The sequence below is a fragment of the Brevundimonas sp. UYEF29 genome, assembly GCF_040546195.1.
Classification (GTDB): domain Bacteria; phylum Pseudomonadota; class Alphaproteobacteria; order Caulobacterales; family Caulobacteraceae; genus Brevundimonas; species Brevundimonas huaxiensis.
The window spans coordinates 141,038-161,650 of sequence record NZ_JBEPNH010000008.1; the positions used below are offsets into that span (position 1 = coordinate 141,038).

Below are 20,613 nucleotides of genomic sequence, written 5' to 3' on the forward strand. Positions count from 1 at the left end.
TTGGTGCGTCATAAGCGGGCGTCAAAGGGGAGTTTGATCATGACCATCGTATCCATTCTGAACCGCGCCGTCGGCGCCGCAGCGGCCGCCGCCCTGCTGTGTGTCGCACCCGCCGCCCTGGCGCAGGACGGGCATGGCGCCCACGCGGAGGCGGGTCACGCCCACGGCCACCAGCATGCCGATTTCCAGTCTGACCGCATCCATGTCCGCGTCGATGGCGACATGGATGGACGCGACATCATCCTGATCCCCGGTCTCAGCTCGTCGCCCGAGGTCTGGCAGGGGACGGTGGATCATCTGACGGCGCAGGACGGCGTGGGTTGGCGCGTGCACCGCATTCATGTGCAGGGCTTCGCCGGCGCGCCGGCCGAGGGCAATGCGCAGGGCGCAACCCCTTCGCCGGTCGCCGCGCCGGTGGCGGAAGAGATCGCCCGCTACATCCGCGACAAGGGCCTGACCAAGCCCGTCGTCGTCGGCCATTCGATGGGCGGGACCATCGGCATGATGCTGGCCGCGCGCCATCCCGATGCGGTCGGCAAGCTGATGGTCGTGGACATGATCCCCTTCATGGGCGCGATGTTCGCCGCGCCGGGCGCCTCGGCCGAAAGCGTGACCCCGGTTGCGGACCAGATCTGGGCCGCCCAAGCCAACAGCCCGCGCGAGGCCTATGTCGCCCAGGCGACCGCCAGCATCAACGGCATGATCAACACCGAAAGCCGCCGCGCCGAAGCATTGAAAGACATGCGCGATAGCGACCAGAAGGTCTCGGCCGCCGCCTTCCGCGAGCTGATCACGACGGACCTGCGTCCCGAACTGTCCAGGATCACCGTCCCGACCGAGGTGGTGTACGCCAAGTTCAACGATCCGCGCATGACGCCCCAGATCACCGACAGCATCTATCAGATGTCCTATGCCGGCCTGCCGGGCGTGACGCTGAAACGGATCGACGACAGCGCTCACTTCATCATGTTTGACCAGCCCCAGGCCTTCTACGCCGACCTGGACGCCTTCGTGGCGAAATAGGCGCCGTGACCCATCCGTCCGCGAAACGGATCGTCGGCCTTTATCGGAACAAGGCCGACGACTGGGTCCGGGATCGGGGCGCGACCCTGTATTCCGGCGACGGCGGGGTGGACGAAGCGATATGGCTGGATCGGTTTGTCGCCGGCCTGCCTGCAGGCGCATCTATTCTGGACGCCGGCTGCGGTTCGGGCTGGCCCATAGGGGCCGCCCTGCTGGAGCTGGGACATCAGGTGACGGGCATGGATGCGTCGCCGGGCCTGATCGCCCATGCTCAGGCGACGCTGCCGACGGGCGTGTGGTCCGTGGCGGATATGCGCGATGCCCTTCCGCCGGGTCCGTTCGACGGCGTTCTGGCTTGGCACAGTCTGTTTCATCTCAGCCCAGATGATCAGAGCAGGGTGCTGCCGAAGCTGGCCGCGTGCGTCGCCGAGGGCGGGCGGCTGATGTTCACCTCTGGCCAGGCGCACGGCGAGACCATCGGACAGTGGCGGGGCGAGCCGCTCTATCACGCCAGTCTGGACCCAGAGGCCTATCGCGCCCTGCTGGCTGACGCCGGATTGCGCGTCGAATACGATGGGGCGGAAACCGGCGTGTGGCTGGCCCGGCGCGCCTTTCTTTCGGCGAAATAGCCGCTCACGATCCCGTGAAGTCGGCGGGACCGTTTCGGCGGGCGTTCATACGCGATACACAGCCGATGAACGAAAACTCGCCCAAGGCGGCATCTGAAGGACGGACATGGCGGGACCGGTGAATGCGGGCGGACCACAGGCGCAGGGCAAGCCCCGCCGGTCGGCCCTGGGACGGTTGTTCTATTGGAGCGCCGTGCTGGCCGTCTGGGGGCTGATCTTCCTGGTCGTCTTCTTCGCCGTCTTCGCGCGCGGCCTGCCGGACACCTCCAGCCTGTATCAGGTCGATCGCCAGCCCTCGATCACCTATCTGGATCGCAATGGGGCGCTGATCGCGACGCGAGGCACCCAGATGGCGCCGCCCGCCGATCTGGACGCTCTGCCGGACTATGTGCCGGCCGCCTTCATCGCGATCGAGGACCGGCGCTTCTATCACCACCCCGGTTTCGACCCCATCGGCATGATGCGGGCGATGGCGACCAACGTCCGCGCCGGGCGGGTGGTGCAGGGCGGCTCGACCCTGACGCAGCAGCTGGCCAAGAACCTGTTCCTGACGCCCGACCAGAACATGCGCCGCAAGGTGCAGGAGCTGATGCTGGCCGTCTGGCTGGAGATGAAATTCTCCAAGAAGGAGATCTTGGCCCTGTATCTGAACCGGGTCTATTTCGGCGCCGGCGCCTATGGGATCGAGGCGGCGTCGCAACGCTATTTCGACAAGTCGGCCAAGAATCTGACGGTCGGAGAGGCCGCGCTGCTGGCCGGTCTGCTGAAGGCGCCCTCGCGCTATTCGCCGGTGTCCGAGAGCGAGCGCGCCGCCGCCCGCGCCACCGTCGTGCTGAACGAGATGGAAGAGGCCGGCGTCATCACCGCCGCCCAGCGCGAACAGGCCGTGACCCAGCCGGTCATCGTCTCGCGCACCCTGGCGACCCAGCACGCCCAGTATTTCATCGACTGGCTGGACAAGTCGATCCGCAGCCTGGTCGGCGAACCGACCGAGGACATGGTGGTCGAGACCACGCTGGACCTGACGCTGCAGACGGCGGCCGAGCGGTCGGTGCGCCGCATCCTGGACCGCGACGCCGGCAAGGGCGTGCAGCAGGCGGCTTTGGTCGCGCTGGACGGCGACGGCCGGGTGCGCGCCATGATCGGCGGCTCCTCCTATGCCGACAGCCAGTTCAACCGCGCCGTCGACGCCAGGCGCCAGGCGGGTTCGGCCTTCAAACCTTTCGTCTATCTGGCGGCGGTCGAGGCCGGCTATACGCCCCAGACCCCGGTGGTCGATCAGCCGATCACCATCGGCAACTGGTCGCCCCGCAACTATTCCGGCACCTTCAGCGGCAACATGACCCTGGCCCAGGCCGTGGCCCAGTCGACCAATACGGTGGCGGCCTATGTCGCCGATCAGGTCGGGCGCGACAGCGTGGCCCGCGCCGCGCGGCGTCTGGGCATCGAAAGCCGCATCGGTCTGGAGCCGGCGATGGCGCTGGGCGCGGTCGAGGTCTCGCCGATCGAGATGGCCACAGCCTATGACGCCTTCGCCAACGGCGGGCGCCGCGTCGACGCCTATGGCATCAGCCGCATCCGCACCCCCCAGGGCCGCGTCATCTATCAGCGCCAGTCGGGCCAGAGCGGTCAGGCGATCAACAATCCGTCGCTGTACTACATGAACCAGATGCTGCGCGGCGTGGTGACCAGCGGCTCGGGCCGGTCGGCGGCGATCTCGGGCCGCGACCTGGCGGGCAAGACCGGCACGACCTCGGATTACAAGGACGCCTGGTTCGTCGGCTATACCGGCGGCTTCGTCACCGCCGTCTGGGTGGGCAAGGACGACAACACCGCCATGCGCGGCGTGACCGGCGGCTCGTCGCCCGCCGCCATCTGGAAGGGCTTCATGGAGGCGGCCTTGCCGCGCCTGGACGCCCCCGCCATCCCCAACGGACCGCCGATGCCCGAGGGCTGGGTCGCGCCCGATCCGGTCGGCGATCTCATGAGCGGTCTGGACCAGAACGGCCTGCCCATCGAACCCGTCGATCCTCTGGCGGGCGAACCCTATGTCCCGGACGACCAGGCGCCGATGCAGCCGCAGTCGCCGCAGCCGTCCAGCCCGGCGTCCCCCAAGGGCGGCTATCGCAATGCGCCGAACCCGCAGCAGCCCGAAGGCCGTCCGGCGCCGGAGCGAAAGGGCGACGCCCTGTTCTTCTGACGACAGTCTCCTCCCTGTCGCGCAGCGATGGGGAGGAGACTGTCGTCAGCTAGCGCCCCACGGCGTGCAGCGCGGCGCCGTAGTCTTTCAGCCATTTGCGCCAGGGCTTGTGATCCCCGACCAGGCGTTCGACCACGGACCAATAGGCCGGGCTGTGGTCGGCGTGGACCAGGTGGGCGACCTCGTGGGCGGCGAGGTAGTCGATGACCGGGGGCGGGGCCATGATGACGCGCCAGGAGTAGCGGATGGTGCGGTTGTGCGGGCTGCACGAGCCCCAGCGCGACCGGGTGTCGGCGATGCCCATCTTGACCGGGCCCTGGCCAAGTGCGCGCAGATGGTGGTCGGTGCGTTCCAGAAGCGTATCGCGCGCCTCGCGCTTCAGCAGGTTCTCGACGCGGCGGGCGTAGGCCTCGCCCTCCCCGCCCGAGCGGATGATCGTCCCGTCCTCAACCAGGCGTGCGGCGCCCGCGCCGGGCGCCGCCTCAAGCCGCACAGGCTTGCCGCGCAGGGAGATGACCTGGCCCGGTTCCAGCGGGCGGCTCTTGGGGCGGACGGCCAGGCGTTCGCTGATCCAGACGGCCTTGGATCGGGCGAAGGCGACGGCCTGGCTCAGGCCGCGCTCGGTCGGGGCGATGACCACGGCCTCGCCGGCGCGCGCGTCGATCCGCACCGACAGACGCCGGGCGCGCGGATTGACCGACAGTCTTAGAACGGGACCCGCGCCGGCCCCGCTTTCGTCAAGCGGCAGCCGCTGACCGTTGCGGTACGCCACCGGCGGCCTCGTTCTGGGCGATGAAATCGCGCACGCGGGGATAGATCTCGTCACGGAATCGACGGCCGTTGAACACGCCGTAATGGCCCACGCCCGGCTGGACGTAGAGGACGCGGCGATCCTCGGGGATATTGGGGCACAGGCCGTGCGCGGCCTGGGTCTGGCCGACGCCGGAGATGTCGTCCTTCTCGCCCTCCACGGTCATCAGGCCGATGTCGGTGATCCTGGACAGATCGACCCTGCGCCCGCGATGCTCCAAAAGGCCCCGCGCCAAGAGATGCTGCTGGAAGACGATGTCGATGGTCTGGAGGTAGAACTCTTCGGTCAGGTCCAGCACCGACAGATATTCGTCGTAGAATTCCTCGTGCTTTTCGACCTCGTCGCCGTCGCCGGCGATCAGGCTGGTGAAATAGTTCCAGTGGGCGTCGCGGTGGCGATCCTCGTTCATCGACATGAAGCTGTAGAGCTGGACGAAGCCCGGATAGACGCGCCGCCCGAAGCCCGCATAGGGCAGGGGCACCGTGTGGATCATGTTCGACTTGAACCAGGTGAAGGGCTTTTCCTCGGCCAGCTGGTTCGTCACGGTCGGCGACAGGCGCGCGTCGATGGGCGACCCCATGAAGGTCATCGACAGGGGGCGGTTTTCGTCCTCGTCCTCGGCCATGATCGCGCCGGCGGCCAGAACGGGCGGGCCAGGCTGGCACACGCCGACGACGTGCGCGCGGCCGCCGATCTCGGCCAGCATCAGCCGGACGTGGTCGATGTAGTCGAAGAAGTCGAACCGACCTTCCAGCATCGGCACCTGGCGGGCGTTGACCCAGTCGGTGACATAGACATCGTGGTCCTGAAGGAAGGCCTCGACCGTGCCGCGCAGCAGGGTGGCGTAATGGCCCGACAGCGGGGCCACGATCAGGACGGCCGGGCCGGAGGCGGGCTTCTTGGCGCGCTTCAGATCGCCGATGTTGCGGGCGAAGCGAACCAGGCGGCACCACGGGCTCTGCCAGATCACCTGTTCGGTGGTGCGCACCGGCTTGCCGCCGATGTCGATGGTTTCCAGCTTCCAGGCCGGCTTGCCGTAGCGCCGCGTCACGCTCTCGAACAGTTCGGCCGAGGCGTAGGCCGTGCGGCCGATGGCGGTGTCGGCCGCCGGGTTGAACGGCGAGGTCCAGAAGCTGCGGGCCAGTTGCGCGCCGACACGGAACGGCAGGGCCGACTGGTAGGCGAGTTCATGAAAGGCGTAGAGCATGACGATCCGATACGGCCGAGCGCCGTTTGTGCAGGGCAACATATAATGCATCACCCTGCAAAAGGATTATGGGATCGCCGCTAACCCCGCGCCATCGCCTGTTCGATGATCCTGGTCGTCTTGTCCGGACCCATTCCATAGGCGACGGCGGTGCGGAATTTTCCGTCCGGGCTCATCAGATAGACGGTCAGGGAGTGGTTCATCGTATAGCCCTCGCCCTCGCCGACCTTCTGGTAGAAGGCGCGATAGGCCTTGGCGGCCGTCGCCACCTGTTCGGGCGTGCCCGTCAGGCCGATGGTCCCTTTGGGAAAGCCGTCTGACGACAGATAGTCCTTCAGCGCCTGGGGCGTGTCGCGTTCAGGGTCGATGCTGACGAAGACGATCTGCAGATTGTCCGCCTTGTCGCCCAGCCGCTGCTGCACCGCGCCCAGCTCAGCGAGGGTGGTCGGGCAGAACTCGGGGCAATAGGTGAAGCCGAAGAAGACCAGGCTCCATTTGCCGTTCAGAATCGTCTGATCGACGGGTTGTCCATCCTGATTGACCAGTTGGAAGTCGCCGCCGACGAGAGGCTGACCGGTCGACGTCACCTCGGCGCCGTCCGACGTGGGCGCACGACCGCTGACCACCACGACGGTGATGATGGCCAGCGCCACGGCGATGGCGATGCAGGCGCCCGCGAACAGCAGGATGGAACGACGCGGCATGACGGCCTCTCACGAAACGGATGTGATCGGTCTATAGAAGGCGTGTGACCTCGACAGAAGCCCGCATGGCGCCGCACGGCGTATCCTCTTCGGAGCCGTTGAACGGCTGGGGCGACGCGCCGCGTCGCGGTCGGGGGTTTTCGCTGCGGACCCTGATCGTTCTGCGCTGGCTGACGATCATCGGCCAGAGCGCGGCGATCCTGACGGCGCATCAGGGGCTGCATTTTCCCTTGCCGCTCTGGCCCTGCCTGATCGTGATCGCCATCAGCGCGGCTGTGAATGTGGGGGCCATGGCGCGGGTGCGCCGGCTGGAGGCCAGCCTGCCGGACGGGCGCACGACGGCGATCCACCTGGGCTTCGACATTTTCCAGCTGGGCGTGCTGCTGGGTCTGACCGGCGGGCTGGAGAACCCGTTCTGCCTGCTGCTGGTCGCGCCCGTCACCATCGCGGCGGCGGCCCTGCCGGCGCGTCAGGCCCTGATGCTGGGCGTGCTGGCCCTGATCGCGGTCGGGGTGCTGTTCTTCTGGTCCGAGCCTCTGCCGTGGCGACCACACGAGAACTTCCACCTGCCGACCCTGTATCGCCTCGGCATGGCTATGGCTTTGGTGACCGGCGTGGTCTTCACCGCCGGCTACGCCTGGCGGGTGGCGGCCGATGCGGAGAAGCTGGAACTGGCCCTGGCGACCACCCAGGACGTGCTGCAACGCGAACAGAGGCTGGCGGCGCTGGGCGGACTGGCGGCGGCGGCGGCGCATGAGCTTGGCACGCCGCTGGCGACCATTCAGGTGGTGGCGAAAGAGCTTCAGCGCGCCTCGGCCCCCGACAGCGACGCGGCCGAGGATGCGGCCCTGATCCTGCAACAGGCCGAACGGTGCCGGGGCATCCTGACCCAATTGTCGCAGCAGCCCGAGGGCGACGACGCCCTCTATGCCGACGTCTCTCTGAAGGCCTTGCTGGAAGAGGTGGTGGAGCCGCACCGGGGCTTCGACCTAGCCTTTGACGTTCTGGTCAAGACGCCGCCGGGTCAGCCCGCGCCGCGCGTGCGCCGGATGCCCGAGGTGATCCACGGCCTGTCCACCCTGGTCGAGAACGCCGCCGATTTCGCCAAGACGACCGTGCGGGTCCAGGCGGTGGTGGACGCCGGCTGGATCGAGATCGAGATTCTGGACGATGGGCCGGGCTTCGCAGGCGACATTCTGCCCCGGCTGGGCGAGCCCTATGTGACCAGCCGGCCTCAGGGCAAGGCGCGCCAAGCCTTGGCCGCCCAGATCGCCGCCGCGGCCCGTCCGTCCAAACCGCGCGCAACGGTCGAGCCGCCCATCGCCCCCAGCCAGGGCGGCATGGGGCTGGGCTTCTTTATCGCCCGCACCCTGCTGGAACGGACCGGCGGGTCGGTCAGCGTGGGCCAGGGCCTGCCGCAGTCGGACGCCAAGGGTTCACTGCGCGGCGCACGCGTGGCGGTGCGCTGGGCGCGGCCCGCCTTGGAGGTCGCGGCATAAGCGGATTGGGTCGAAGCGTCGCAGGTGGAACCTTGGCCTTGACCCGCGCGCTACCCGTCCCGACTTGAAGCGGCAGGAGAGAGAAACGCATGTCAGAACTCGAAGCCCGCATCGCCGCCCTGCCCGACAAAACCCTGCTGCTGCTGGATGACGACCAGGCCCTGCGCACCCGCATGGGGCGGGCGCTGGAGGCGCGCGGCTTTCAGGTGACGACCGCCGAATCCGTCGCCGAGGCGATGCAGCTGCTGCGCGACAAGGCGCCGGCCTTCGCCGTGCTGGACATGCGGCTTGAGGACGGCAACGGCCTGAAGATCGTCGAGGCGGTGCGCGAGAAGCGCGAGGACGCCCGCATCGTCATGGTGACCGGCTACGGCGCCATCGCCACGGCGGTCGTGGCGGTCAAGGCCGGCGCCGTCGACTATCTGTCCAAGCCTGCCGACGCCGACGACGTGGTCAAGGCCCTGCTCGCCACCGGCGATTCGCCCGAACCGCCCGAAAACCCGATGAGCGCCGACCGCGTGCGCTGGGAACATATCCAGCGCGTCTATGAGCTTTGCGACCACAATGTCTCGGAGACGGCGCGCCGCCTGGGCATGCACCGCCGCACCCTGCAACGCATCCTGGCCAAGCGCGCGCCGCGGTAGGCCGAACCCTCAATCCTCGTCGTCGTCCTCGACCACGTCGGGGATTTCAGGAGTGACCACGGTCGGGGCGATGGTCTTGATCTCGCCCAGCTTGGCGCCGGGGAAGGCCTGGAGCACCGCCTGGACGAAGGGATTGGCCTCGACCTCGGCCCGTTCGGCGGCGCGGGCCTTTTTCTGGATCTCAATGACCGTCTCGGCCCCGCCCTGGCCGTTGGCGGCGATCAGCCAGGTGCGGCCGGTCCATTCGCGCAGGCGGGCCGACAGCTTGCGCGCCAGTTCGATGGGCGCGCCCTGGACGCTTTCATAAACGATGGCGCCGGGCTTGAACGAGACCGGCTTCACATACCGCTCGACATCCATCTGAAGCCCGACCTCGCGCTTCTCGCCGATCAGGGCGACGACCTGTTCGAAAGTCTGAGGATCGGGCAGGGCGGGCGCCATCACCGGGCGAGCGGCCAGTTGCGCCGAGGTTCCTCCGCCGCCGCCTCCGCCGCCGCCACGCGGGGCCGAGCCGCCGCCGATAAGTTCGCCGGACTGCAGCCGCTTCAGCGCCTCCTCCGGTCCCGGCAGGTCGGCGGCGTAGGCTAGGCGCACGATGGTCATTTCCACCGCATCGGCCGGATTGGGCGCGCGCCGCACCTCGTCCAGCGCCTTCAGCAGCATCTGCCAGGTGCGCGACAATGTCGCCGCCGGAATGGCCGCGCCCAGGGCCGCCAGCTTCTGCGCCTGATCATTGGGCAGGCGGGTCGCGTTCGGGCCCAGCATCTTGGCGACCGAGGCGGCGTGGCAATGTTCCAACAGGTCGTTGGTCACCTGCACCGGATCGGCGCCGAAGCCATATAGGGTGCGGAAACTCTCCAGCGCCTCGGGCGTACGGCCGGCCATGACGCTTTCGAACAGGGCGATGGTCTGGGTCCGGTCGGCCAGACCCAGCATGTCGCGCACCGTCTCGGTCTTGACCGTCTCGCCCCGCTCGGCCTGCACCAGGGCCTGATCCAGCAGCGACAGGCCGTCGCGCACCGACCCCTCGGCCGCGCGCGAGATCAGAGCCAGGGCGTCGGTCTCGATCTTCATGCCTTCTCGGTCGGCGATCCGGCCCAGATGCTCGACCAGGATTTCCGGCTCGACCCGACGCAGGTCGAAGCGCTGGCAACGGCTCAGGATCGTCACCGGCACCTTGCGGATTTCGGTGGTGGCGAAGATGAATTTGGCGTGGGGCGGCGGCTCTTCCAGCGTCTTCAGCAGGGCGTTGAACGCCTGCGTCGACAGCATGTGGACCTCGTCCAGCACATAGACCTTGTAGCGCGCCTCGACGGGCGCATAGCGGACGCTTTCCAGAATGTCGCGGATGTCGTTGACGCCGGTGTGCGACGCCGCGTCCATCTCCATCACATCCATGTGCTGGCCGGCCATGATGGCGGCGTCGTGCCGGCCGTGGGCGCTCAGGGTCAGCGACGGCTTGTCGATGACGTCGGTCCCGTTGTTCAGGGCGCGGGCCAGAAGGCGGGCGGTGGTCGTCTTGCCGACGCCGCGCACGCCCGTCAGCATGAAGGCGTGGGCGATGCGGCCCGTGGCGAAGGCGTTGGTCAGGGTGCGCACCATCGCCTCCTGCCCGATCAGATCCTCGAAGGTGCGCGGCCGGTATTTGCGCGCCAGCACCTGATAGGCGGCGCCGTCATCGGCGTGAGCTTCGACTTCGACGGGAGCGGGAGCAGGCGCGACGACAGGCTCAGGCGTCGCCGCGGCGGGCCCGCCGAACATGTCGTCGGTGTTCTCGTCGCGCGGGGCGACGTCATCCTCTTCCCAGGGCGGGCCGTCGAGATTCGTATCGCTGTCCGTCATGGGAGGAAGTCTTACAGCGGGTGACGGGCGGGAAGAAGCGATTCTCGGCCCTCGTCTCCTCCCTGCTTTGCGGGGAGGTGGCGCGGCGCGTCTTCGCGCCGTGACGGAGGGGCTCTTGCCGCATCATCGCTGTCTGTGGGACGTCAAGAGCCCCTCCACCGCTTCGCGGTCCCCCTCCCCGCTGCGCAGGGAGGAGACAGACGCACCAATGCGCTCAAGCAGCGCGCAACCGCGTTGCGAGCGTTAGCGCACCAGACGCGCTCAAGCAGCGAGCCGCCGCGCGGCGAGCGATAGCGCACTAAAGATGTGAGGAAGTAGAGACCGCGACCCGAAGGGGAATTCGTTGTGGCTGCTGCCTTCCGGCCCTGACCAGATTGGCGAAGCCTTCGCCCGCGATCTCCAAGCGGAGATATGACGGGTGCGGACGCCGGAATCAAGAGCTACAAACCCGCATGGCCCATCAGAACACCTTCGCCGGCAATCCGCTCGATCGGGCCGGCGACCTGAGGAATGATCCCGACTGGCTGGCCGAGCAGGCCGCCAAACCCTACGCCCAGGCCCTGGCGCTCTGGGAAGGGCGGCCGCTGATCGAGGAGACGGGCGAGGGGCCGAGGCTGGCATGGCTGCAGATGCGTCATGCGCGCACCTTGGTGCGGGACCGCGAGGCGTTTTTGGGCCTGTGGAACGACGAACCCGTCTTCGCCATCGAGTTCGAAGGCTCCATCGATCCGACCGACGGGCCGCTGGCCGGGCTGGGCGCCTTTCAGGAGATGCGTGCGGCGGCGGCGAGCCTGCCGGCGGCGGATGCGGCCATGGCCGGCGGCGCCAAGAGCCTGTTCGACTGGCGACGCAAACACGGTTTCTGCGCCAACTGCGGCACGCTGGGCGAGACGGCGTCGGGCGGCTGGAAGCGGGTCTGTCCGGCCTGCGGGACCGAGCATTTCCCGCGCGTCGATCCGGTCACCATCATGCTGCCGGTCTATAAGGGCGGGGCCGAGCCCATCTGCCTGCTGGGACGCCAGGCGGCCTGGCCTGCCGGACGGATGTCGGCCCTGGCCGGGTTCCTGGAACCGGGTGAATCTATCGAGGAGGCCTGCGCCCGAGAGGTGAAGGAGGAGGCCGGCCTGACCGTGATCGCCACGGCCTATCACTCCAGCCAGCCCTGGCCCTTTCCGTCGCAACTGATGATCGGCCTGATCGCGGAGGTGTCGGATGATCAGGCGCAACCGGACCAGACCGAGCTGGAAGCCGTCGCCTGGCTGACGCGGGCCGAGGCGCGCGCCGTGCTGGCGGGCGAGCATCCGAGCATTCAGGCCCCGCCGCCCTTCGCCATCGCCCACAGCCTGATCCAGGCCTGGGTCGAGGAGGCCTGACGACTGCCTCTCCCTTCCCGCAACGGGGAGGGAGAGCATTCAATGACTTTCCATCCTAACCCAGAGAACGAATCGGCGTCGTTTCAGGGGTTTACGGCTTCGCACCGACCGTCTGCCATACAGGGCCCCGGCCCGGCCTATGATGCCGACGGGTCTTTGACATCGTCGCGCGACCAGCATCGCAAACGGAATTGCACCGGTGCAATTCGGCGCAAACTATTCCTGAATAAAAACAGTCCTGCCCGCCGAAATTGCACGCCATTGCACCATTTTCGCCGGATGCAATTCCGGCGTCAGACCAGCGCCCGCGCCGCCTCAAGGTCCGCCGGATTGTCGACGGACAGGGGGGCTTCATCAATGACGGCGGCCCAGATCTGCATGCCCATCTCGAGCGCGCGCAGCTGCTCCAGCTTCTCGCGCTTCTCCAGCGGCGACGGCGATGCGGCGCAAAAACGGTTCAGCGCCTCGCGGCGATAGCCATAGACGCCGATGTGGCGCCAGACGGGCGCGTCGCCATATAGGGTCGAGCGCGTGAAATAGAGGGCGCGCGCCTGGCGTTCGCCTTCGCCCAGGGCCAGCACCGCCTTGACCACGTCGGGATTGGTCCGATCCGACGCCTCGGCCTCGGCGGCGACCAGGGTGGCGATGTCGCAGGTCGGCTCGCCGTGCAGGATGGCGGCGCAGGCGACGGCCAGACCCGGGCTGGCGAAGGGCATGTCGCCCTGAACGTTGATGACGGCGTCGAAATCGCCCTCGGGGTCGATGGCGTCCACGGCGGCGCGGATGCGGTCCGAGCCCGACGGCAGGGCCGGGTCGGTCAGGACGGCGCGGCCGCCTGCGGCTTCCACCGCCTCGACGATCTCGGGATCCCCGGCGGCGACCACGACCGGCAGGCCCGAGGCCTCGGCCTGGCGATAGGCGCGCACGATCATCGGCGTGTCGCCGATCAGGGCCAGCGGCTTGTTCGGCAGGCGGGTGGCGGCCATGCGAGCCGGTATCATTATCAACGGATTCATCGACTTCCCTGACGCCTGTCTGGCCCGTCGCGCGTTGGGCCGGTTGCGAAGGCGGCGCTACCGTGCCAGAGACGCCAAAGCAAGATTATGTCCGGGGCGTGTTTTCGAGGGGCCCGGCCGGCAGAGGGAAACGACCAGGCGTATGAGCGGCGATCTTAAGTGGAACAAGATTTTCGGCGCGGCTCTGGGGACGGCGTTCGTCATCCTGGTCGTCCAGCAGGCCTCGGGCCTCGTCTATCATTCGGAAGCCCCCGAAAAGATGGGCTATTTCGTCGATGCGCCGGAAGAGGCCGCCGGCGGTGAAGCCGCCGAACTGGCGCCCGACTGGGGCACGGTGCTGCCGACCGCCGATCTGGCCGCCGGCGAGGCCGCCTTCGCGCGTTGCCAAGCCTGCCATGACGCGCACCAGGGCGGCGCCGACAAGATCGGTCCGAACCTGTGGGGCGTGGTCGGCGGGCCGGTCATGCACCGTCCGGGCTTCGCCTATTCCGACGCCATGGCCAAGCACAAGGCCGAGGCGCCGACCTGGGGCTATGACCAGATCAACAGCTTCATCACGGCCCCGGCCAAATATGTGCCCGGCACCAAGATGTCCTTCGCCGGCATCCGCGACACCCAGACGCGCATCAATCTGATCGCCTGGCTGCGCACGCAGGGCTCGGGCGGCTTCGCCATCCCCGCGCCGGATCCCACCCGTCAGCCTGGCGCGGCCGCGCCGGCCGCCGGCGCGCCTGCGACGGGCGAGGCCCCGGTGACCGAAGGCGCTGCGGCGACGGAAGCGACCGGCACGACCCCGGCCGCCGGCGCCCCCGCCGCGTCTCAGGCGACCCCGGCGGCCCCGCCCGCCGCGACGGCGTCTGCGCCCCCCAACACCTGATCGTTCCGGCGATGAACGACAAAAGGGCGGCCCGACGGGCCGCCCTTCTTCGTTTCGGGCCGAGAGCTCGGCTCAGAGAATCTGCGCGGCCTCATCGAACGACAGGCGCGGCGAGCGTGGAAACAGGTTCTCGTCCGAGCCATAGCCGAGGTTGAGGATATAGTTCGGCTCGACATGGCTGTCGGGGAAGAACTCGGCCTTCACGCCGGCGGCGTCGAAGCCGGACATCGGGCCGACATCCAGGCCCAGGGCGCGGGCGGCGATGGTCAAATAGCCGCCCTGCAGCGAGGCGTTGCGGAAGGCGGTCTCACGCCGAGCGGCCTCGTCGGCGAACCAGGCCTTGGCGCCCGGCGCGTGGGGGAACAGGGCGTCGAGATGGTCGTGGAAATCCATGTCCTGACCGACGATCACCGTCACCGGGGCCTGCTGCGTCTTGTCGCGATTGCCCTCGCTCATCAGCGGGATCAGGCGGGCCTTGGCCTGGGGAGACGTGACGAAGACGAAGCGGGCGGGCGACCCGTTGACCGCCGTGGGCCCGAACTTGGTCAGGTCATACAGCTTGTGCAGCAGTTCCGGCGCGACGGGGCGGTCGGTCCAGCCGTTGCGCGTACGCGCCTCGGTGAACAGTTGCGACAGGGCGGCGTCCGACAGCGGGACGTCGCGTTGATGAGTAGCGTCATAGGCCATGGGATGCGTCCTGACTTAAATAGCAACGAGCACGGGTGCTAATTAGGGTGTTTTGAAACAGCCGCAAGCGCCAATCTCGAAAGGCTGGGTTTCGATATCGCGCACCGCGCACAACCCCTCTGTCGCCCAGGCTTGGTTCGCCCTATCTAGAGGGCATGAAAGATCTGACCCAACTGATGCAGCAGGCCCAGGCGATGCAGCAAAAGCTGCAGGACGCCCAGGCCAAGATGGCCGAAACGATCGCCGAGGGTTCTTCTGGCGGCGGCCTCGTCTCGGTGTCCCTCAAGGGCCCTGGCGAGATTACGGCCATCAAGATCGACGACAGCCTGCTGAGCCCGGGCGAGGGCGAAATCCTGGCCGATCTGATCGTCGCCGCCCATGCCGACGCCAAGCGCAAGCTGGATGAGCAGAACAACGCCCTGATGCGCGAGGCCGCAGGCCCCATGGCCGGGATGAACATTCCCGGAATGCCGAAACTGTTCTGATGGCCGCCTCCGCCGGGCCGGAGATCGAACGGCTGATCTCCCTTCTCGCCAAACTGCCGGGCCTGGGTCCGCGCTCGGCGCGGCGCGCGGCGCTGGCGCTGTTGAAGCGACGCGAGCAGTTGCTGGTCCCGCTGGCGGCGTCGCTGGCCGAGACGGCGGAAAAGGTCGTGTCGTGCTCGGTTTGCGGCGCGCCGGATACGCGCGACCCCTGCGCCATCTGTTCGGATGGAGCGCGAGACAACAGTCTGATCTGCGTGGTCGAGGAGGCCGGGGCCCTGTGGGCGATGGAGCGATCCGGCGCCTTTCGCGGCAAATATCATGTGCTGGGCGGACTGCTGTCCGCTCTCGACGGTGTCGGGCCCGAGCATCTGCGGGTCACGGAACTGGTCGGGCGCGTCAGGGGCGGGGGCGTGCGCGAGGTCGTGCTGGCCCTGCCGGCCACGGTCGATGGCCAGACGACCGCCCACTATGTCGCCGAGCGGATCGCCGGTCCGGATGTGGAGATCACCTCGCTGGCGCGCGGGGTGCCGGTCGGCGGAGAATTGGACTGGCTGGACGACGGCACCATCGTCCAGGCCCTTCGCGCCCGCCGCCCGGCCTGACCGAGTTAGTTCGAAGGAACCGTCGGGGCGTTGACGTTCGGCGCTTCGCCCGTCGGGGTCGGCACGGCGCGGCCCGTTTCATCCGTCGGCGCATCGGCGGCCGGCGGCGTCTGGCTGTCGCCGGCGAAGGCTTGGGTTTCGGCGGCGGCCGCCTCGGGCCCGGTCTCCGCGTTCTTTGAATCGAACGCCCCGTTGGTCACGAACCACAGGCCCAGCAGCAGAATGGCCGCCGCCAGCGTCGAGATCGCCAGGATGACGGCGATGCGCGGGTTCTTGCGGCCGCTGCGCGCCAGTTCGGCGTCGACCGGCCGGCCGTCGTGCACCGCATCGGCGGCGGTGTCGTGGCGGTGGGGCTTTTCCGGGGTCATGAGCGGGTCCTTCGTGCAAATGGCTGAGACACCAACGTCATCGCAACGGCGACGTTCCGGGCAAGCGGCGCCGGAAGGGCCCCGCTTCTCATTGATGGCGACTCCCGCTAGGAACGGAGCATGAACATGCTTGTGCCGATCCTCGCTGTCCTGGCCGCCGCCTTCGCGGGCGGTTTTCTGTGGGCCTATATGGGCTGGCAGAGGACAAGCGGCGCGCTTGCGGCGGCGGAGGCCCGCATCGATCTGGTCGAGGAAAGCCGTGTGACCATGGGCGAACTGCTCAAGGCCCAGGCCGCGCAGTCGGCCCAGGTCGTGGCGGATCAGATGGTCAGCCGCGCGACCGAAACCTTTCGCGCCCAGGATCAGCTGGCGCGCGAGCGGATGGCCGCCCAGCTGAAACCCGTCGCCGACACCCTGACCAAGTTTCAGGAGCATGTCGCCGCGCTGGAGAAGACGCGCTCTGAGGAGACCGGGGGGCTGCGTGAACAACTAGCCCAGCTGATGACGGCCTCGTCCGCCACGCGCGACGAGGCGCGCAAGCTGACCGAGGCCCTGCGCGGCAATACGGGCCGTCGCGGCCGCTGGGGCGAGCAGACGTGCCGTAACGTCCTGGAGGCCGCCGGCATGGCGGGGCGGTTCGATTTCACCGAACAGACCTCCAGCGCCGACGACGAGGGCCGCCAGAACCGCCCCGACTTCATCGTCCGCCTGCCCGGCGGCGGCATGTTCGTGATCGACGCCAAGGTCCCGCTGGCCTTCGACGACGGAGAGGGCGACGAGGAGGCGCGCGCCCGCTCGGTCGGCCTGCGCACCGCCGCCAGCCTGAAGACCCACGTGCGCCAGCTGTCGTCCAAGGCCTATCAGGACCAGTTCAAGCCTAGCCCGGATTTCGTCGTCCTGTTCGTGCCCGGCGATGCCTTCCTGGTCACGGCTCTGGACCACGAGCCGGACCTGATGACCCAGGCCATGGCCTCCCGCGTCGTCATCGTCACCCCTTCGACCCTGTTCGCCCTGTGCAAGGCCGTGGCCTATGGCTGGCGCGCGGAAGAGCAGGCGGCCAATGCCGACAAGGTCGCCGCCCTGGGCCGCGAACTCTACAAGCGGCTGTCGGTCATGGGCGGTCATGCCTCAGCCGTCGGACGCGCCCTGGATACGGCCGTCGGCAAGTACAATCAGTTCGTCGGTTCGCTGGAAAGCCAGGTCATGGTCTCCGCCCGCCGGTTCGAGGATCTGCAGGTCGATCACGAGGGCAAGGCCTTGCCGGATCTGACGCCGGTCGAAACCGCGCCCCGCGCCATCGCCCGTCCCGAACTGATCGCCGCCGCCAAGGTCGAATAAAAAGGCTCGGCGTGGAAAGGGCGCTTGACAGCGTCCGAGCAGGAATGTCAATGTAGCTTGTCAATAGGACAAGGGGTGTTGACGGATGCGCAAGTGGCGGCCGGTAATCAAGGCGACGGTGATCACGTTCGGCGGCGGCCTGCTGTTCGCCTTCCTCGGCGGCATCGCGGTCGGCTACGCCTCCAGTTCGGGATGGATCGCGCCCGAGATGGGCGAACTGATCGTGACCGCAGTCTTCGCCGCCGCCATCATGGCCGGCGCCCTGTGGATCGGCGCCGAATGGATGCGCGTGATCGATGAGGCTGCGCGGGAGGCGCACAAGGCGGCCTGGTACTGGGGCGGCACGGCGGGCATGTGCGTCAGCGGCGTCGGCCTGATTTTGTCCTCGGCCGGACCGTGGCGCGACATCATCGCGCGCCAGATCGGCTCGGGCGGTGCGCCCATCGACTATGTGTCCGCCGGCGCCGCCTTGATGATCGCTCCCATCCTGATCGGCTACACCGTCGTCTGGGTGTGGTGGTGGCTGGCGCGGATGCGGGGCTGAGCCATGAACAATCGTCTCAAGGTCCTGCGCGCCGAGCGCGACTGGAGCCAGGCGCAGCTGGCCGAACATCTGGGCGTGTCGCGCCAGACCGTGAACGCGCTGGAGACCGGCCGTTACGACCCCTCCCTGCCGCTGGCCTTCAAGATCGCCCGCGTCTTCGGCCAGCCCATCGAATCCATCTTCTCGGACGATCAGGAGCCGACGAAATGAAGCCTTCCACCCTCTCTCCCGCATCCTGGCCGCGCTGGGTTCGCGCCTTTGTTTTCGGCGCCGTCTTCGGGGTGATCGGTTACGGCGTCGGCGCCTGGCTGGCCAGGATCGCGCCCGGCGGATTCGGACCGACCGACATGGACTTGCGCTGGTCGGATGGCCTGGCGATGCTGGTCGGTCTGGCCCTGGTCGCGGGATCGCTGTGGGCGCTTTACGTCAGTTTGAACCCCGACCGCCTCGGCCGGATGTATAATCTGGACGGTCCCGCCTCGCCGGATGAGACGGCTCTGGCCCGGTTTCAGGCGCTGGTCATGGGCTTTTCCGGCGTCATCCTGACCCTGCCGGTCGTCTTCAGCCTGGCGGGCGTCAATCCTCTGCTCGGCCTCAGTGCCATCGGCCTTCTGCTGGTGCTCCACACAGTAATGAATGTGCGCGTCTATCGCCAGGCCGACGAGCTTCTGCGTCGGGCGGTGATCGAGGCGGCGGCCGTCACCTTCTTTGCGGGCCAGCTGGTCCTGTTCTTCTGGGCCGCCGCCGAGCGTCTGGGCGCCGCGCCCGCCATCACGGCCTGGGACATCTACGCCGTGCTGATGGCGCTCTATCTGGGCTGCTCCGTGTGGATCAGCGTGCGTCGCGGCCTGGCCTGATCGGTCCTTCTTCTCCTTCCCTTTCGAAAACAGCGAGACCTCTCATGACCTTCACCGATCGTCTTCTGTCGTCCGTTTCCAGCCTGGCGCGCGGCGCCGTGGGCGTCGCCGGCGGCCTGGCCCTGTTCGTCGCCATCGCCGGCGTCCCGGCCGACGCCCTGGCCCAGACCGCCGCGCCCGCCGCGCCAGCGCCGATCCAGGGCGAAGGCCCTGCCCTGTGGGTGGTCAGGGATGCGGATTCGACCCTGTATCTGTTCGGCTCGGTCCATGTGCTTCGCCCGACGACCGGCTGGTCCAGCCCCCGTGTCGAGGCCGCCTTCGACAGCGCCTCGGACATCTGGTTCGAGATCAGCAACCCCGACGACCAGGCCGCCATCATGCCGCTGATCCAGCAGCATGGTCTGTCGCCCGAGACGCCCCTGTCCAGCCGCCTGACGCCGCAAGAAAACGCCGAACTGGACGCGGCCGCCCAGGTCATGGGCGCCTCGGCCGCCCAGCTTCAACCGATGAAGCCCTGGCTGGCGGCGCTCAGCCTGTCGGTCGCGCCGCTGATCAAGGCCGGCTACGACCCAAAGTCCGGCGTCGAGCTGGTGCTGAAGGCGCGGGCCGAGGCGGCGGGCAAGCCGATCCACGGCTTCGAGACCATCGACAAACAGATCGGCATCCTGGCCGGCCTGCCCGACGATGTGCAGCTGGCTTTCCTGCGCGAGACCCTGAAGGACTATGAGAACGCCGCCACCAAGCTGGATGAAATGGTCGAGGCCTGGGCCCGGGGCGACGTCGCGACGCTGGACCGCGTCACGATCACGGAAATGAAGGAGGCCTCGCCGGCCCCCTATCAGTCCGTTCTGGTTGATCGGAACACCGACTGGGCCAACCAGATCCAGACGATGCTTGAAGGCTCCGGCACCGCCTTCATCGCCGTCGGCGCGGCCCACCTGACCGGCGACGACAGCGTCCAGGCCATCCTGCAAAAGCGCGGCGTGACGGTCGAAGCGGCGAACTGAGGTCGGAAGGAAGGCGCGGCGACGACGTCGCGCCTTCGCTGTCCACTTTCATACGATGTGATTCAGCGATGAAAAGATCAAACAGAATTCTAAGGGAAATATCTCAGCTAATTTTTCGGGAATCAGATGCGCTTTCATCAACTTGAGTCAGTTCTGCATTCGATTTCATCAGATTGATTCATGAGCACGGAGGAAACCCTCGATGGCTCTCCTTTCCCAAATTCTCACGCGATAGACGGTGTGAATAGGGACGAGGTTTTCTACATCCAGCCTGCTGCGCACCTGATGAAGGCGGCATTCGAGGCGCGCGGCGATCTCACACGCCAGGATGTAGCGCGCATGGAATTGCTTGAGGCTGTCCAAGGACACGCCGGCGCCCCGCTTCTTTGTATCGCCCTCTATAAGGCCGGCCGAAACGGCGGCTGCGACGAACTGACCCGATGTGCCCAGCGCCAAGGCGGCGTCCCTGCATGATGCAGAACCCATTAGCGGTCTGTCGACAAGCTGTTCCGACAGGAGAGCGGCATCCCTCTTGCGAATACGAAGTTCCACGAGAGGAAGCGCGTCGGAGTCGCCTGAATCCGCTCGTTGAGCTTGACCGTTCAGAAGGCGCTGGATCGCAGTGGACCAGCTACGGGGATCGATGCGGGAAGGAAGTCCTTGCGCCAATGCTATGCCGTGGTCGTGGGCATCGGCGGATAATTTAGCAAGTCTGGTGGAAAGGCTCTCAAGGGATTGCGTGCTGATGCGCTGCCCGACGCCATACATCACGTCTACATCATCGTTTCCTGTACCGTCCAAGAGGTGACGTGCCCCTGAGTTTTCATCCAGCGGCGACCAGAGTCCTTGGGTTAGTTACGCCTCGCAGCGTGGGGTGAGCAACAGGCCGGGCCGCGCAGC

General features: G+C 67.6%; 22 protein-coding genes and 1 other RNA gene. 14 read left to right on the top strand and 9 right to left on the bottom strand.

All coding sequences use genetic code 11. The annotated features are described in order from the left end of the window. Positions 1-39 precede the first annotated feature (39 nt). From ABIB58_RS13090 to ABIB58_RS13100, 3 genes are all read left to right on the top strand, one after another. Complete coding sequence (locus tag ABIB58_RS13090; RefSeq protein WP_354041364.1) at positions 40-1,023, top strand: alpha/beta fold hydrolase; 984 nt, start codon at positions 40-42, stop codon at positions 1,021-1,023. Between the two features lie 5 nt (positions 1,024-1,028). Then, positions 1,029-1,652 carry a class I SAM-dependent methyltransferase gene (locus ABIB58_RS13095; RefSeq protein WP_354041366.1) on the top strand — a complete coding sequence of 208 codons (624 nt, stop codon included), beginning with the start codon at positions 1,029-1,031 and terminating at the stop codon, positions 1,650-1,652. Positions 1,653-1,758: 106 nt separating this feature from the next. After that, the gene (locus ABIB58_RS13100) at positions 1,759-3,852 is read left to right on the top strand and encodes a transglycosylase domain-containing protein (RefSeq protein ID WP_354041368.1); all 2,094 of its coding nucleotides are present in this window, start codon (positions 1,759-1,761) and stop codon (positions 3,850-3,852) included. Between the two features lie 49 nt (positions 3,853-3,901). Here the strand turns inward: ABIB58_RS13100 and ABIB58_RS13105 are convergent, their stop codons facing one another. From ABIB58_RS13105 to ABIB58_RS13115, 3 genes are all read right to left on the bottom strand, one after another. Beyond that, a complete protein-coding gene (locus ABIB58_RS13105) occupies positions 3,902-4,624 on the bottom strand; it encodes a M48 family metallopeptidase (protein WP_354041370.1) in 723 nt (240 codons plus the stop codon). After that, a complete protein-coding gene (locus ABIB58_RS13110) occupies positions 4,590-5,870 on the bottom strand; it encodes a polyhydroxyalkanoate depolymerase (RefSeq protein WP_354041395.1) in 1,281 nt (426 codons plus the stop codon). Before ABIB58_RS13110 ends, ABIB58_RS13105 begins: the two co-directional genes overlap by 35 nt. Positions 5,871-5,950: 80 nt before the next feature. Beyond that, the gene (locus tag ABIB58_RS13115) at positions 5,951-6,574 is read right to left on the bottom strand and encodes an SCO family protein (protein WP_354041372.1); all 624 of its coding nucleotides are present in this window, start codon (positions 6,572-6,574) and stop codon (positions 5,951-5,953) included. Between the two features lie 44 nt (positions 6,575-6,618). On the opposite strand from ABIB58_RS13115, the gene ABIB58_RS13120 reads away from it, so the two are divergent. Then, the gene (locus ABIB58_RS13120) at positions 6,619-8,073 is read left to right on the top strand and encodes an ActS/PrrB/RegB family redox-sensitive histidine kinase (RefSeq protein ID WP_231576538.1); all 1,455 of its coding nucleotides are present in this window, start codon (positions 6,619-6,621) and stop codon (positions 8,071-8,073) included. Between the two features lie 89 nt (positions 8,074-8,162). Further along, on the top strand, positions 8,163-8,717 hold the full coding sequence (locus ABIB58_RS13125) for an ActR/PrrA/RegA family redox response regulator transcription factor (protein ID WP_045809566.1): 555 nt from the start codon (positions 8,163-8,165) through the stop codon (positions 8,715-8,717). 9 nt (positions 8,718-8,726) lie between these two features. Here the strand turns inward: ABIB58_RS13125 and ABIB58_RS13130 are convergent, their stop codons facing one another. Together ABIB58_RS13130 and ffs are read right to left on the bottom strand one after the other, a co-directional pair. Beyond that, positions 8,727-10,559 (bottom strand): DNA polymerase III subunit gamma/tau, encoded by a 1,833-nt coding sequence (locus ABIB58_RS13130; protein ID WP_354041375.1) that lies wholly within the window; start codon positions 10,557-10,559, stop codon positions 8,727-8,729. 309 nt (positions 10,560-10,868) lie between these two features. Next, positions 10,869-10,964: signal recognition particle sRNA small type (gene ffs / locus ABIB58_RS13135), an RNA gene on the bottom strand. 47 nt (positions 10,965-11,011) lie between these two features. On the opposite strand from ffs, the gene nudC reads away from it, so the two are divergent. Further along, positions 11,012-11,932, top strand: coding sequence for an NAD(+) diphosphatase (nudC, locus tag ABIB58_RS13140; protein ID WP_354041377.1), 921 nt, complete (start codon positions 11,012-11,014; stop codon positions 11,930-11,932). A 293-nt stretch (positions 11,933-12,225) separates the two neighbouring features. On the opposite strand, the gene ABIB58_RS13145 is transcribed toward nudC, so the two are convergent. Further along, complete coding sequence (locus ABIB58_RS13145) at positions 12,226-12,948, bottom strand: 3-deoxy-manno-octulosonate cytidylyltransferase (protein WP_354041379.1); 723 nt, start codon at positions 12,946-12,948, stop codon at positions 12,226-12,228. A 142-nt stretch (positions 12,949-13,090) separates the two neighbouring features. Here ABIB58_RS13145 and ABIB58_RS13150 point away from each other — a divergent pair, with 142 nt between their 5' ends. Beyond that, positions 13,091-13,825: a c-type cytochrome gene (locus ABIB58_RS13150; protein WP_039244051.1), complete on the top strand. Its 735-nt coding sequence runs from the start codon at positions 13,091-13,093 to the stop codon at positions 13,823-13,825. Between the two features lie 72 nt (positions 13,826-13,897). Here ABIB58_RS13150 and ABIB58_RS13155 read toward each other — a convergent pair whose 3' ends face one another. Further along, complete coding sequence (locus ABIB58_RS13155) at positions 13,898-14,512, bottom strand: malonic semialdehyde reductase (RefSeq protein WP_354041381.1); 615 nt, start codon at positions 14,510-14,512, stop codon at positions 13,898-13,900. 155 nt (positions 14,513-14,667) lie between these two features. Between ABIB58_RS13155 and ABIB58_RS13160 the strand changes: the two genes are divergently transcribed. Both ABIB58_RS13160 and recR read left to right on the top strand, forming a co-directional pair. Further along, positions 14,668-14,997, top strand: a complete 330-nt coding sequence (locus ABIB58_RS13160) for a YbaB/EbfC family nucleoid-associated protein (RefSeq protein ID WP_039244052.1) — start codon at positions 14,668-14,670, stop codon at positions 14,995-14,997. Then, positions 14,997-15,599 (top strand): recombination mediator RecR, encoded by a 603-nt coding sequence (recR, locus tag ABIB58_RS13165; protein WP_045809573.1) that lies wholly within the window; start codon positions 14,997-14,999, stop codon positions 15,597-15,599. Before ABIB58_RS13160 ends, recR begins: the two co-directional genes overlap by 1 nt. A gap of 5 nt (positions 15,600-15,604) precedes the next feature. Here recR and ABIB58_RS13170 read toward each other — a convergent pair whose 3' ends face one another. Then, entirely contained in the window at positions 15,605-15,967 is a 363-nt protein-coding gene (locus ABIB58_RS13170; RefSeq protein WP_052689434.1) for a hypothetical protein, read from the bottom strand. Positions 15,968-16,087: 120 nt separating this feature from the next. Here ABIB58_RS13170 and ABIB58_RS13175 point away from each other — a divergent pair, with 120 nt between their 5' ends. The 5 genes from ABIB58_RS13175 to ABIB58_RS13195 all read left to right on the top strand — a co-directional run bounded on the left by ABIB58_RS13175 (position 16,088) and on the right by ABIB58_RS13195 (position 19,713). Further along, positions 16,088-17,305, top strand: a complete 1,218-nt coding sequence (locus tag ABIB58_RS13175) for a DNA recombination protein RmuC (protein ID WP_045809574.1) — start codon at positions 16,088-16,090, stop codon at positions 17,303-17,305. Between the two features lie 85 nt (positions 17,306-17,390). Further along, positions 17,391-17,849, top strand: coding sequence for a hypothetical protein (locus ABIB58_RS13180; RefSeq protein ID WP_052689435.1), 459 nt, complete (start codon positions 17,391-17,393; stop codon positions 17,847-17,849). 3 nt (positions 17,850-17,852) lie between these two features. Next, positions 17,853-18,059: a helix-turn-helix transcriptional regulator gene (locus ABIB58_RS13185; RefSeq protein WP_039244055.1), complete on the top strand. Its 207-nt coding sequence runs from the start codon at positions 17,853-17,855 to the stop codon at positions 18,057-18,059. After that, positions 18,056-18,706, top strand: coding sequence for a hypothetical protein (locus ABIB58_RS13190; protein ID WP_045809575.1), 651 nt, complete (start codon positions 18,056-18,058; stop codon positions 18,704-18,706). The genes ABIB58_RS13185 and ABIB58_RS13190 overlap by 4 nt, the downstream gene beginning before the upstream one ends. Before the next feature lie 44 nt (positions 18,707-18,750). Then, entirely contained in the window at positions 18,751-19,713 is a 963-nt protein-coding gene (locus ABIB58_RS13195) for a TraB/GumN family protein (protein WP_354041385.1), read from the top strand. Between the two features lie 168 nt (positions 19,714-19,881). Here the strand turns inward: ABIB58_RS13195 and ABIB58_RS13200 are convergent, their stop codons facing one another. After that, positions 19,882-20,514 (bottom strand): hypothetical protein, encoded by a 633-nt coding sequence (locus tag ABIB58_RS13200; protein ID WP_354041386.1) that lies wholly within the window; start codon positions 20,512-20,514, stop codon positions 19,882-19,884. Positions 20,515-20,613: the final 99 nt, after the last annotated feature.